The organism is Arhodomonas sp. AD133, assembly GCF_051195215.1.
In the GTDB taxonomy this organism is placed as follows: domain Bacteria; phylum Pseudomonadota; class Gammaproteobacteria; order Nitrococcales; family Nitrococcaceae; genus Arhodomonas.
Genome location: NZ_JBNAZM010000014.1, coordinates 59,900 through 72,525, shown reverse-complemented (window position 1 = coordinate 72,525; position 12,626 = coordinate 59,900). Strand labels below are relative to the sequence as shown.

General features: G+C 67.9%; 10 protein-coding genes. 5 read left to right on the top strand and 5 right to left on the bottom strand.

Going from position 1 to position 12,626, the window contains the following annotated elements; translation table 11 throughout:
• Nucleotides 1-223: 223 nt before the first annotated feature.
• A complete protein-coding gene (locus ACPEES_RS10435) occupies nt 224-1,354 on the bottom strand; it encodes a glycosyltransferase (protein WP_435103411.1) in 1,131 nt (376 codons plus the stop codon).
• Between the two features lie 121 nt (nt 1,355-1,475).
• Here ACPEES_RS10435 and ACPEES_RS10430 point away from each other — a divergent pair, with 121 nt between their 5' ends.
• From ACPEES_RS10430 to ahpF, 5 genes are all read left to right on the top strand, one after another.
• Nucleotides 1,476-2,639, top strand: a complete 1,164-nt coding sequence (locus tag ACPEES_RS10430) for a glycosyltransferase (RefSeq protein WP_435103410.1) — start codon at nt 1,476-1,478, stop codon at nt 2,637-2,639.
• A 130-nt stretch (nt 2,640-2,769) separates the two neighbouring features.
• Nucleotides 2,770-3,846 (top strand): glycosyltransferase, encoded by a 1,077-nt coding sequence (locus ACPEES_RS10425; protein WP_435103456.1) that lies wholly within the window; start codon nt 2,770-2,772, stop codon nt 3,844-3,846.
• On the top strand, nt 3,840-4,502 hold the full coding sequence (locus ACPEES_RS10420) for a sulfotransferase family 2 domain-containing protein (RefSeq protein ID WP_435103409.1): 663 nt from the start codon (nt 3,840-3,842) through the stop codon (nt 4,500-4,502). The genes ACPEES_RS10425 and ACPEES_RS10420 overlap by 7 nt, the downstream gene beginning before the upstream one ends.
• Nucleotides 4,503-4,641: 139 nt before the next feature.
• Nucleotides 4,642-5,205 carry an alkyl hydroperoxide reductase subunit C gene (ahpC, locus tag ACPEES_RS10415; protein WP_435103408.1) on the top strand — a complete coding sequence of 188 codons (564 nt, stop codon included), beginning with the start codon at nt 4,642-4,644 and terminating at the stop codon, nt 5,203-5,205.
• Between the two features lie 127 nt (nt 5,206-5,332).
• On the top strand, nt 5,333-6,925 hold the full coding sequence (gene ahpF / locus ACPEES_RS10410) for an alkyl hydroperoxide reductase subunit F (protein WP_435103407.1): 1,593 nt from the start codon (nt 5,333-5,335) through the stop codon (nt 6,923-6,925).
• Nucleotides 6,926-7,326: 401 nt separating this feature from the next.
• On the opposite strand, the gene ACPEES_RS10405 is transcribed toward ahpF, so the two are convergent.
• From ACPEES_RS10405 to glnE, 4 genes are read right to left on the bottom strand one after another with little or no spacing between them, the layout of a single operon-like run.
• Nucleotides 7,327-8,247, bottom strand: a complete 921-nt coding sequence (locus ACPEES_RS10405; protein ID WP_435103406.1) for a lysophospholipid acyltransferase family protein — start codon at nt 8,245-8,247, stop codon at nt 7,327-7,329.
• A gap of 42 nt (nt 8,248-8,289) precedes the next feature.
• Complete coding sequence (locus ACPEES_RS10400; RefSeq protein ID WP_435103405.1) at nt 8,290-8,544, bottom strand: zinc-finger domain-containing protein; 255 nt, start codon at nt 8,542-8,544, stop codon at nt 8,290-8,292.
• A 22-nt stretch (nt 8,545-8,566) separates the two neighbouring features.
• Entirely contained in the window at nt 8,567-9,490 is a 924-nt protein-coding gene (locus ACPEES_RS10395) for a branched-chain amino acid transaminase (RefSeq protein ID WP_435103404.1), read from the bottom strand.
• A 20-nt stretch (nt 9,491-9,510) separates the two neighbouring features.
• On the bottom strand, nt 9,511-12,444 hold the full coding sequence (gene glnE, locus ACPEES_RS10390; RefSeq protein ID WP_435103403.1) for a bifunctional [glutamate--ammonia ligase]-adenylyl-L-tyrosine phosphorylase/[glutamate--ammonia-ligase] adenylyltransferase: 2,934 nt from the start codon (nt 12,442-12,444) through the stop codon (nt 9,511-9,513).
• Nucleotides 12,445-12,626: the final 182 nt, after the last annotated feature.

Genomic DNA, 12,626 nt, shown 5'->3' with positions numbered 1-12,626 from the left:
TGGCGCGAGGAGTGTGGTGTAGCAGCTCTACATGAGCGACGAGCAACGCAGTCCACAGCGGCGCACACGGCCACCCGCAGGGCGCCACTGCGCGGCGCCTCGGCGGCGTTGCGCTCGCTTGACGTGAGCCTCGCCACGCCGGCGCTCCCGCGCCTTGCCGAGACACCGCGCAGTGGCGCTGAAACCTGGCAATACTTTCGCAAAGGTTAGTAACGTCTGGGTATCACGTCCGCGCCAGCATGAGCTGGCGGTAGCGGGCGGCGATGTGTTCGGCATCGAAACGCGTGCTGCCGGTGCGCTGGTGAGCCGGCGCAGGCGGTGCGGCGAGCGTTTGCAACAGGGCATCGGCCATGGCATCGGCATCACCCACGGGCGTCAACGCGCCGTAGCGGCCGTGGTCGAGAATTTCCCGCGGGCCGAACGGGCAGTCCGTGGCCACCACCGGCCGCCCCAGGGCGAGAGCCTCGGCGAGCACGTTGCCGAAGCCTTCCCAGCGTGACGAAAGCGCGAAGACGTCGGCGCGCGCCATCAGCGGCAGCGGGTTGGTGATGTGTCCGGGAAGGCTCACGTGCCCGGCGAGCCCGGCTTCGGTGATGCGGTGCTCCAGCGCGGCGCGCTCCGGGCCTTCGCCTATGATCAGCAAATGCGATGGAACTCGCTCCTGGACGCGACCGAAGGCGGCGATCAGCGTAGCGTGATCTTTCTGGCCGGTGAGGCGGCCGGTGGTGACGATCAGGCGTCGCTGCGGGGGAATCTCCGGTGTCTTTGGGCAGGGCCGGGCCGCAGCCTGGCTGAATGCGGCGTCGATCACAGGGTTGTGGATCGTGGTAATGGCGTCGGCCGGAATGCCGGCGAAGGCGGTAAGGTCTTCCGCAAGCCCGTGGGAGATGGCGATGATACCGTCGAAGTCGCGGTGTATGGCGCGAATTTCGCGCACACGGCGGACCCGGGCGCGATCGCCGGCTGCTGCGGTACGGGCCGATACCGCAACCCGCGGTGACCAGAACAAACGGGGGGTGGTGCCAGGCAGGCGCGGCGTTCGCCGAAGGATGAGCCCGGCACGCTGGTCGAAAGCGACCACGCTTCGTGGACGATGCACGGCGAGAAACCGTGCCATCGCGAGACTCAGCCGCAGCCGCGAGAGCCGGCGATGGGCGATGACGGTGACGGCCGGATCGACGTGCTCCAGCCACTCGTCGTGACAGGCGGCCTGGGAGGTGACGATCGCCACCCGGGTGCCTTGCGCGTTCAGGGCATTGGCCAGCCGGCGCACACTCATGGAGACACCGCCCCGGTTCTTGCCCGGATGGCGGCTTATCATGCCGAAGAGCACGATGTCATAAGTCGGGCGCATGCGGCGGCGGTGGTTCCCGTGATGCGTATAGCGGTTGGGTCGGTGTGACACGGATGGTATCAGATCCGCGGCGCTGGCGAGCGCGCATGGTAGTATCCCCGGCGGCTGCGACGGAGGGCCCATGAGCCGTGATCTGGCGATCTTTCTGAGCGGTTACGGAAAAGGCGGTGTCGAGCGGATGCTGGTGCGGCTCGCGCTCGGCTTCGCCCGGGAGCGCGGTCTCGCGGTGGACTTCCTGGTGCCGAAGGGCGAGCTTCCCTACGTGGAGCAGCTGGAGACCCATGTGCGCGTGTTCCGGCACGAACGAGACGATCCCGCCGGTCAGCTGCAAGCCTATCTCGAGTGTGAGCGCCCGGCGCGACTGGTCACCGGCAAGCCCGAAGACGAAGCGCTGGCGGTGGGCGTGCTCACGCGTGCCGGCCTGGAAGTGCCACTGTACTGTCGTATTGGTGTGCCTCAGCTTCACCGGGTGCGCCAGCGCTCCCGCAATCCGTTGCGGCGTTGGTGGTTGCGGCGGCGGCTGCGCGCGACCTATCGCAACGTGGACGGTTTTCTCGTGGTTTCCCGGGCCACGGGCGACGAGCTCACGGGGCCGTTGGGTGTGGCCCCGGAGCGGGTGCACGTGTTGCCCAACCCGGTAATCGACGACGACTTGTACGCCGCGGCGGCGGCGCCGTGTCCGCATCCCTGGCTCGAGGACGGGGGGGCACCGGTGATTCTCGGTGTCGGCGGGTTCCGGCGCCAGAAGGACTTTCCCACCCTGATCCGCGCTTTCGCTGCCGTGCGGGCCCGGCGTCCGGTGCGGTTGGTAATTCTCGGCGAAGGTCGCCAGCGCCAGCGTATGGAGCGGCTCATTCGCCGTCTCGGGGTGCAGGATGACGTCGCCCTGCCCGGGTTCACGGACAATCCTTACGCTTATATGCGCCGTGCCGCGCTCTTTGCACTGTCCTCGCGCTGGGAAGGGCAGCCCAACGTGCTCATCGAGGCCATGGCGCTCGGGACGCCGGCGGTCGCCACCGATTGCGTGAGTGGTCCCCGCGATATCCTGGGTGACGGGCGTTTCGGTGCGCTTGCGCCCGTGGCCGACCCGCAGGCCCTGGCGCAGGCCATCGAGAAGACACTCGCTTCGCCGCCGTCACCGGCAGTGCTGCGTGAGGCGGTGAGTGATTACACCCTGACGGCGAGTGCGGAGGCCTACGCCCTGGCGCTCGGGTTAGGTGCGCGAGATTCCCGCGCCGGGCCGGCGCGTTCATCAATACGACGAACGTCCGTGCCCGGACACTAGGGGGAGCTGGGCTGTAGTGGCTATCACCCATTCGGACCGGACCGGCCGCCGCAGCGTGGATGCTGCAGCGGATACGGATACCCGCGTCGCGGCATTCGTGTCCTTCTCCGGCCGCGGCGGCGTGGAGCGCATGGTGCTGCGGCTGTTGGGGGCCTTCGTGGAACGCGGGTTCGCCGTGGACCTGATTGCCGTGGGCGCGAACGCGCTGGCCGAGCCGTTGCCCCCGGGGGTGCGGCTCGTGGATGCCGGCACCGACCACACGCGCATGGCCCTGCCGGCACTCTGCCGCTATCTGCGCCGGCAGCGTCCGGCGGCGCTGCTCGCGGCCAAGGATCGAGCCATTCGCACCGCGATCGTCGCGCGGGCGCTCACAGGGGTGCCAACGCGGCTGGTGGGCCGCCTGGGAACGAACCTGTCCGCGGCGCTGGAGGGGCGTAGCGCGATCCAGCGGTGGTGGCGCTGTGCCCCGATGCAGCGTCTGTACCCACGCATCGACGCCGTCGTGGCGGTTTCCGAAGGGGTGGCGGCGGACACGCGGCACATCACCGGGCTGCCGGCCGAGCGGGTTCATGTCGTGCGCAACCCGGTGATCACCACGGAGCTGCCCGGGCTCATTGCCGAGCCGGTGGTGCATCGGTGGCTGGATACTGGTTCGGTGCCGGTGGTGATGGGGGCGGGGCGTCTCACCCGGCAGAAGGACTTCGTCACCCTTATCCGGGCCTTCGCCCGCATGCGCCGGGTGCGCGATGCTCGGCTCATTATTCTCGGCGAGGGCGGCGAGCGCTCGCATCTGGAGACTTGTGCGGCCGAAGCCGGGGTGGCGGAGGCGGTGGATCTCGTGGGGCAGGTGCACAACCCGTACGCCTGGATGGCCCGAGCCGACCTCTTCGTGCTCTCCTCCGCCTGGGAAGGGTCGCCGAATGTGCTCACGGAGGCAGCCGCCTGCGGAACGCCGGTGGTGGCGACGAATTGTCCCAGCGGCCCCCGTGAGCTCCTCGCCGACGGGCGCTACGGCCCGCTGGTACCGGTTGGCGACGATGAGGCGCTCGCCACGGCCATGGCGCACGTGCTTGCCGAGCCCACGCCGGCGTCGCTGCTGCGGGAGGCGGTGGCCGGCTATACGGTGGAAGCGAGCGCCGATGGCTACCTCCGCTGCCTGGGGCTCGAGCCCGCGGACGACGAGACACGCACTGAGTCGCCATGCTGATTTCCTATACCCACCGTTTTCTTTTCGTGCACATCGCCAAAACCGGTGGCACCAGCATCCGTACCGCGCTGCGCCCGTACCGCTGGGGGTGGCCGTACACGCCGCTGCTCGCCTTCTGCAGCCTGATAAGCCAGTCGACCCGGCCGAAACACGCGCTCGGCATCAAGTTTCCACGCCACGCCAAGGCGATCGCTGCGATGGAGATGTTGCCACGGGAGCTCTTCGACGGGTTCTTCAAGTTCGCGGTGGTGCGCAACCCCTGGGATCTGCAGGTCAGCTCCTTTCACCACTTGAAACGCGAGCGCCCCCATCGCTTCGCCCATCTGGAGACCTTCGAGCAGTTCCTGCACGCCAAGCTGGACCCCGAACGGGAGTACGACTACCTCCTGGATATTTCCCAGGAGCGGCAGTGGGAGTATGTCTGCGACTTCCAGGGCCGGCAGATCGTCGACTACATCGCGCGCTATGAGTGCCTGGCGGAGGATTTCGCCGAGATCTGTGGTCACATCGGCATTGCGCCGCCCGACCTGCCGCACCGGCGCAAAGCCGGGGGCCGACGCCCCTATACCGACTATTACACCCCCGAGACCCGCGAGCTGGTGGCCCGGCACTACGCCGAAGACATTCAGCGCTTTGGCTACCGCTTCGGTGCGTAAAGCGGACCGCTGCCGCCCGAGGTGGTTGCGCGCACATTCGATAGCGACCGCCTATTGCGACAAGAAAAACTATCGATTGGATTGATTGTTGGTGGATCCTTACCCTTATCCGTGATTTTCAACGGTAGGGAGTAAACCGATGTCTCTGATCAACACCGAGATCAAGCCGTTCAAGGCGCAGGCGTTCAAGCAGGGCAAGTTCTTCGAGGTCTCCGATGCGGATCTCCGCGGCAAGTGGTCGGTGGTGTTCTTCTACCCGGCCGACTTCACGTTCGTTTGCCCCACGGAGCTCGAGGATCTCGCCGATCACTACGACGAGTTCCAGGAGCTGGGTGTGGAGATCTACAGCGTGTCCACCGACACGCACTTCGCCCACAAGGCCTGGCATGACACGTCCGAGGCCATAGGCAAGATCAACTACACCATGATTGGTGATCCCACCCACGCGATCACCAACAACTTCGAGAACCTGCGCGAGAACGAGGGCGTGGCGGACCGGGCCACCTTCGTGGTCGACCCCGACGGTGTCATCCAGGCCGTCGAGGTGACCGCCGAGGGCATCGGCCGTGATGCCGCCGACCTGCTGCGCAAGGTCAAGGCCGCCCAGTACGTTCGCAACAATCCGGGCGAGGTCTGCCCGGCCAAGTGGAAGGAGGGCGAGACGACGCTCGAGCCTTCCCTGGACCTGGTCGGCAAGATCTGAATGCCGCTCCAGCGGACCCGGGGGGCCCGGGTCCGCTACCCGAGAATATTCCCGCGCACGCCGGATACGCGAAGCCGGGCCGGCGACGCACCGGAACCAAGCTCAGCCGATGGGGGGAGCCGTCGTGATGTTGGACGCCAAACTCAAGGACCAGTTGAAGGCCTATCTCGAGAATGTGACGCAGCCGGTCGAGCTGGTCGCCACCCTGGACAACGGCGAGAAGTCGCGGGAGCTCGACGAGCTGCTCCACGAGATCAAGGCGCTGTCGGAAAAGATCACTCTGCTGCGCGACGATGGCGCCGACGTGCGCAGGCCGTCGTTCACGATCCAGCGCGCGGGTACCGACATCGCCGTGCGTTTCGCCGGCATTCCCATGGGCCACGAATTCTCCTCGCTCGTTCTGGCGCTGCTGCAGGTGGGCGGTCATCCGTCCAAGGCCACCCGCGAGGTGATCGAGCAGATCGAGTCGCTGGACGGCGACTTCCGTTTCGAGACGTTCTTTTCGCTGTCGTGCCAGAACTGCCCGGACGTGGTGCAGGCGCTCAATCTGATGAGCGTGATCAACCCGAGGATCCGTCACGAGTCGATCGACGGTGCCCTGTTCCAGGATGAGGTCGAGGCCCGCGAGGTCATGGCCGTGCCGAGCGTGTTCCTCAACGGCGAGCCCTTCGCCCAGGGGCGCATGGGTCTGGAAGAGATCGTCGCCAAACTCGACACCGGCTCGGAGGCACGCGAGGCGGAGAAGGTCAACGCCAAGAACGTGTTCGACGTGCTCGTCGTCGGCGGCGGCCCTGGCGGAGCGGCGGCGGCCATCTACGCGGCACGCAAGGGCATTACCACCGGCATCGCCGCTGAGCGCTTCGGCGGTCAGGTGCAGGATACCCTGGGCATCGAGAACTTCATCTCCGTGCCCTATACCGAGGGGCCGAAGCTGAGCGCTTCCATGGAGGAGCACGTCAGGGGGTATGGCGTGGACATCATGAACCTTCAGCGCGCGGAGAGGCTGGTGCCCGCCGATGCGCCGGGGCGCCCGCACGAGGTGCAGATGGCCAACGGTGGATCGCTGCGCGCCAGAACGCTGGTGCTTGCCACCGGAGCGCGGTGGCGGGCGCTCGGAGTGCCCGGCGAGGAAGCGTATCGCAACAAGGGTGTTGCCTACTGCCCGCACTGCGATGGCCCGCTGTTCAAGGGCAAGCACGTTGCCGTCATCGGCGGCGGCAACTCCGGCGTCGAGGCGGCCATTGACCTGGCGGGCATCGTCGACCACGTCACCGTGCTGGAGTTCGCCGACGAATTGAACGCCGACGACGTGTTGCAGAAGAAGCTGCACAGCCTCTCCAACGTGGACGTGATCTGCTCGGCGAAGACTACCGAGATCACCGGCGACGGCTCCAGGGTCAACGGCCTCGACTACGAGGACCGTGCCACTGGTGAGACCCGCCACGTGGCGCTCGCCGGCGTATTCGTCCAGATCGGCCTGCTGCCCAACACCGAGTGGCTTCAGGGCTCGATCGAGCTCAGCAAGTTCGGCGAGATCGAGGTGGACGCCCGCGGCGAGACCTCGGTGCCGGGCGTGTTCGCCGCCGGCGACGCCACCACCGTGCCGTACAAGCAGATCGTCATTGCCATGGGCGAGGGCTCCAAGGCTGCACTCAGCGCGTTCGACTTCCTCATCCGCAACTCGGTGGACCAGGAATCGGACGAGGAAGCCGCCGCCTGAGGTGGCCCGCGCGAAGGGGTCAATCCCGGTGGGTCGGCTGCTTCTGGTGGCCGGCCCCTATTGCGCGGATTTACCGCCGTCGGGGCTCGCTTTACAGCCGTCTTCTTGTGAAAGGCGTAATCGCGCATTGCGGCCCGCGTCCCCTCAGGTACCGGTTACCGTTGGGGGTGTGCCGGAGGCGGACGTTGCGGCGGCAGACGCTCCCGCCGCAACGCCCGCCTCCGGCACCTGTAAACGCTACGGGCGTTCCCGCGAGGGACGGTGGATCGATGCCCCTGGTGGGGGAGAAGGTGCAACTCGCGTAGGCCGGCACACGTGCGCGCAAGCGCATCGGATGCCGGCATGATCCATTCGCCGCGAAGCGGCACGAGCTTGCTTGTCGTATTCTCGACGCCGAGCGATCAATCCCTCCGCACCAACCACCCCCCACGGCTTGCGAAGCACTTGTAGGGATTGCGCACACCCTGGGGTTGGCGGGAGAAGCGGCGGTAGGTCCACAGGTACTGCTCCGGGCATTCGCGCACCGCCGCCTCGATCGCGTCGTTGAGTGCCTCGGCCGCCCGCTGGGGGTCCGGATCGGCGACCGGTTTCTGCACGCGGCGCCAGTGCACGCGGTAGCCGCGACCGCCGGGCAGACGCTCCGCCCAGCCCACCAGCACCGGGGCATTGCCACGCGCGGCGAGCTTGCCGAACAGTGTCATGGTCTTCGCCGGTTGGCCGAAAAACGGCGCGAACACGCCCTCGCCCGGCGGCTGCTGATCCGGGAGGATGCCTACCGCCTCACCGGCACGCAGCGCCTTGAACAGCGCCCGTATGCCCGAAGGGCGTGCCGGCCACATGCGAGCGCCGGTGCGCGAGCGTGCGCGGGTGATGACCCCCTCCAGCCACTGCTGGCGTGGCGGTCGGTAAAGGGCATGGAGCGAAGCCCGCGCGGCCACCCACGCCTGCAGCAGCTCCCAGGCGCCCAGGTGCGGGGCGATGATGAGGACGCCGCGGCCCTCGGCGAGAGCGTCGTCGAACACCCCTGCACCGTCCACCTCGCGCACCAGCGCCCGGGTCCGCGGCAGTGGCCGGTGCCACAGCGCGCCGAGCTCGAGGAGGTTACGTGCCGACGCGGCGAGCGCCCGGCGGGCGAGGCGGCGTTTGCCGGCTTCGTCGAGCTCCGGAAAGCACAGCTCCACGTTCACCCGCGTGATGTGGCGGGCGTCGTTCGGAATGCGGTCGGCGAGGCGGCCGAGCGCACCGCCGGCGGCGTACAACAGCGGCAGCGGGAGCCGGGCGGTGAGGCGCAGCAGGCAGTCGACGAGTCGGGCTCGAAACACGGGTGGAGGTGGCGCCGACGGTGGTCCGCCGGCGCCAGGCGGTCACTCGCGCCGGTGTTGGGCGCGGATGCGTGGGTCGTCCGGGTCGAAATCCTTGACCACATATTCCGCACCGCAGTAGGGGCATTTGCCTTCGCCGGTCTTGTGCAGTGGTATGTACACCTTGGGGTGGGAGCTCCAAAGGTACATTCCCGGCATGGGGCAGGACAGTGGCAGGTCGTCCGCGGTCACCTCGTAGCGATGGGCGGAGCTGGGCTCGATCAGGCCCTCCTGGTCGTGGGTCTGCGGGTCAGGCACGTCGTATCCTCCCGAGCGATGGTCAGGCCACGGGTGTGAGCCATTCCGGGTGGGCGTCCCGGCGGCCCTCCACCTGGTCGAAGAAGAGCTTCTGCAGCCGCGTCGTGATCGGCCCGCGGGCGCCTTCGCCGATGATGCGGCCGTCGAGTTCGCGGATGGGCGTCACCTCGGCGGCAGTGCCCGTGAAGAAGGCCTCGTCGCAGACGTAGACCTCGTCCCGGGTGATGCGTTTCTCGCGAATCTCGAAGCCGGCTTCGGCGGCGAGCTGGATCACGGCGTCGCGGGTGATGCCGGCGAGTGCCGAGGCGAGTTCCGGCGTATAGATCACGCCGTCGCGCACCATGAAGAAATTCTCTCCCGAGCCTTCGGCGACGAATCCCTCGGTGTCGAGCAGCAGCGCCTCGTCGTAGCCGGCGGCCACCGCCTCCTGCAGCGCGAGCATCGAGTTGATGTAGTTGCCGTTCGCCTTGGCGCGGCACATGGTCACGTTGACGTGATGCCGGGTGTAGGACGAAGTCTTGATGCGGATGCCGCGCTCGATGTTCTCTGCGCCCAGGTACGCACCCCACTCCCAGGCGGCGATCATCACGTGCGTGGAGAGATTGTCGGCGCGCAGGCCCATGCCTTCGGAGCCGTAGAACGCCATGGGGCGCAGGTAGGCACTCTCCAGACCGTTTTCGCGGACGGTTTCGATGCAGGCCTGGTTGATCTGCTCGGCGTTGAACGGCATGTGCATGCCGAGGATTTTGGCGGAGTCGAGCAGGCGCCTGGTGTGCTCGCGCAGGCGGAAGATCGCCGGGCCGTTCACGGTCTGGTAGGCGCGCACGCCTTCGAACACGCCGAAGCCGTAGTGCAGCGTGTGAGTGAGAACGTGGACCTTCGCTTCCCGCCAGGGCACGAACTCGCCGTCCAACCAGATCACGCCATCGCGGTCCGCCATGCTCATGCGCGGCTCTCCCTCACGCTCTACCGTTCGCTTTGCGGCGCCGCCGCCTCGTCGCGGCCCGCCCCCATGATCTCGTCCCACAGTGCCGTCACGGCCTCGCGCTCGTTCGGGAACTCGTCCGCGGGCACGCGTGCCGGCTCTTCCTGCAGCGTCAGCCGGTGAATCTTGGCCCGGAATACCCGATAGGCTTCCGCCAGCCTTTCGGCGGCGTCCGCGCCGAAAAGCCCGTTGTCGCCACTCAGCTCGCCGAGCAGACGGATATTGTCGGTAAAGCGCAGCAGCCCGGGGTTCGCGTGGGCACCGGCAAGGACGCCATATTGCACCATAAATTCGATGTCCGCGATACCGCCGCGGTCCTGCTTGAGGTCGAAGACGTCCGCCTCCCGGGAGGCTTTCTCGCGGCGCATGCGCTCGCGCATGTTCGCGACTTCGGCACGCAGGCTCTCGCGGTCGCGCTCGGTGGCGAGCACTTCCCGTCGCACCGCTTCGACCCGTTCCGCCAGTGTCCGGTCACCGGCGACGACACGGGCGCGCACCAGCGCCTGATGCTCCCATGTCCAGGCATTGCGATGCTGGTATTCCGCGAAGGCATCCAGGCTGGTGGCGAGCAGGCCCGACTTGCCGCTCGGGCGCAGGCGCGTGTCCACTTCGTAGAGAACGCCACCGGGCGTGGTCGTGGAGAGGATGTGAATGATCCGCTGGGCGAGCCGGGCGAAGAACACGGCGTTCTCCACGGATTTCTCGCCGTCGGTGACGAGCTGCTCGCCGTTCGCGTCGTTGATGAACACCAGGTCCAGGTCCGAGCCGTAGCCGAGCTCGATGCCGCCGAGCTTGCCGTAGGCGAGGATGGCGAAACCCTGCGCCACGGCTTCGCCATCCACCTGGCCGGTGGGCTGGCCGAAGCGGCGGGTGACGTGATGCCAGGCCACGGCGAGAACCTGCTCGAGGACCACTTCGGCGATTTCGGTGAGGTAGTCGCTGACCACCATGATGGGGATGGCGCCGGCGATGTCGGCGGCGGCGACGCGGAGGACGTTGGCCTGGCGGAAGTGGCGAAGCACCTCCATCTGCTGCTCCAGGTCGTCGGCGGGCACCTGGTCGAGACGGCGGGCGAGCTCCGTGGTGAGCGCTTCACGGCGCAGCGGTGCATAGAGGGTGCGAGGGTCCAGCAGCTCGTCGAGCAGCACCGGGTGTCGCGTGAGCAGGCGGGCGATCCAGGGGCTCGCGCCGCATAGCTGCACGAGTTGTGACAGTGCCATGGGGTGCTCGTTGAGCAGCGCCAGATAGACCGTGCGGCGGGCCACCGCCTCGAGCAGCGCGAGCACCCGCTCCAGTGCGGCATCGGCTCGATCCTGGGCGGCCACCGCCTGCAGGAGCATGGGCATCAGCCGGTCCAGCCGCGCCCGGCCCCGTGCCGACAGTGAGCGGGTACTGTGGCCCTCGCGCAGGGCGGCGATGCGCTCACGGGCGCGGGAGGGGCGCTGGAAACCGGCGTCGTAGAGGAATTCGTCGGTTTCGTCGTCGTCGGCCGTTGCCGCCCAGACGTCGCCGAAGTCCAGAGCCGCACCGTCCGCCTCGCCGGCTTCCTGCGGTGCGACGAAGACCTGATCGAAGTGTCCCTGAATTCTCTGCCGCCAGGCCTCCAGGTCCGTGGCGAAGCGCTCGTAGTCCTCGTAGCTCATGGCGAAGGCCAGGCGCTGGCGTTCCAGTGAGTCCGAGGGGAGCTCGTGGGTCTGCTGGTCGTGCATCGCCTGGAGCCGGTTCTCCGTCCGGCGCAGGAAGTCGTAGCCTTCGACGAGCTCGTCCCGCGCCCATTCGGGGATCTGCCCCTGCCCGGCGAGGCGGTCGAGTACGGGTAGCAGGCGTCGCTCCCGCAGCGCCGGCTCCTGGCCACCGCGGATGAGCTGGAACGCCTGGCCGATGAACTCGATCTCGCGGATGCCGCCGCGGCCGAGCTTGATGTTGTCCGCCATGCCGCGGCGGCGAACCTCGCGGTCGACCATGGCCTTCATCTCGCGGAGGTTCTCGAATGCCCCGTAGTCCAGGTAGCGCCGGTAGATGAAGGGGCGCAGCGTGGTGAGAAGCTCGGCGCCACGTTCGTAGTCACCGCCGACTACCCGGGCCTTTATGAGCGCGTAGCGCTCCCACTCGCGGCCCTGGTCCTGGTAGTAGATCTCCATGCCACGGAAGCTCTGTGTGAGCGGGCCGGCGCTGCCATAGGGGCGCAGGCGCATGTCCACACGGAATGCCTGACCGTCGACGGTCTGCTGGTCGAGTGCGGCGATGAGCTCTCGGCCGAGGCGGTTGAAGAACTCCTCATTGGCGCGGGGTCTGCGTGCATCGGTCTCGCCTGCCTCCGGATAGGCGAAGACAAGGTCGATATCGGAGGAGAAATTGAGCTCGCCACCGCCGAGCTTGCCCATGCCGAGCACCACCAGCTGCTGCGCCTCGCCGGCGGCATTGCGCGGTGTGCCCCAGCGCTCGCAGCGGGCGGCGTAGAGGTGGGCGAGGGTGCGGTCGATACAGGCCTCGGCGAGGGCCGAGAGCTCGGCGAGCGTGTCGTCGAGCGCCGCGATACCGGCGAGGTCGCGCCAGGCGATGCGTACCATCTCCGCTTCGCGGAAACGGCGCAGGCTGCGATGCAGGGCGTCCGTGTCCGCCACGTCGGCCAGGGCATCGTCGAGCCGCGCGCGGTAGTCGTCGAGGCTTCGTGGCGTGTCGAGCCCCGCCGGCCGGATTATGTCGGTGAACAGCGCCGGGCGCTTCTGGCAGGTGCGGGCAACGAACTCGCTCGCCGCCCACACGGGGGGCAGGGTCGCCTGTATCCGCTCGTCGGCCGGTGGTGCGTGCTCGGCGAGAAAGTCCGCGAGCTGATCGGCGACCACGGCCCGTAGCCGTTCGGGCAGGGTGTCCAGGGCGTCGCGAAGCGGTGCGGGGGCGTTGTCAATGCTCATCGCTCGAGTCTACTAGGGCCTATTGACGATGCCCAAGCGCGCCGGCTCGGGGGGAGCGCGCACGGGGTGTTGCCGCTCGGTGTCACCATTCGACGGGCACACCGGGCAGGGTGCTCATCATCTTGCGCGCGGGGCGCTCGCGTTACCGCTGCGCGTGGATGGTTTCACCCCCGTCCGGCCAG

Bases quoted from the DNA above. Each gene is read 5' to 3' on its own strand.
- ACPEES_RS10425 (WP_435103456.1), top strand. From the start codon at position 2,770: ATGGTGCTGCGGCTGTTGGGGGCCTTCGTGGAACGCGGGTTCGCCGTG.
- ACPEES_RS10435 (WP_435103411.1), bottom strand. From the start codon at position 1,354: ATGCGCCCGACTTATGACATCGTGCTCTTCGGCATGATAAGCCGCCAT.
- ahpC (WP_435103408.1), top strand. From the start codon at position 4,642: ATGTCTCTGATCAACACCGAGATCAAGCCGTTCAAGGCGCAGGCGTTC.
- ACPEES_RS10420 (WP_435103409.1), top strand. From the start codon at position 3,840: ATGCTGATTTCCTATACCCACCGTTTTCTTTTCGTGCACATCGCCAAA.
- glnE (WP_435103403.1), bottom strand. From the start codon at position 12,444: ATGAGCATTGACAACGCCCCCGCACCGCTTCGCGACGCCCTGGACACC.
- ACPEES_RS10395 (WP_435103404.1), bottom strand. From the start codon at position 9,490: ATGAGCATGGCGGACCGCGATGGCGTGATCTGGTTGGACGGCGAGTTC.
- ACPEES_RS10430 (WP_435103410.1), top strand. From the start codon at position 1,476: ATGAGCCGTGATCTGGCGATCTTTCTGAGCGGTTACGGAAAAGGCGGT.
- ahpF (WP_435103407.1), top strand. From the start codon at position 5,333: ATGTTGGACGCCAAACTCAAGGACCAGTTGAAGGCCTATCTCGAGAAT.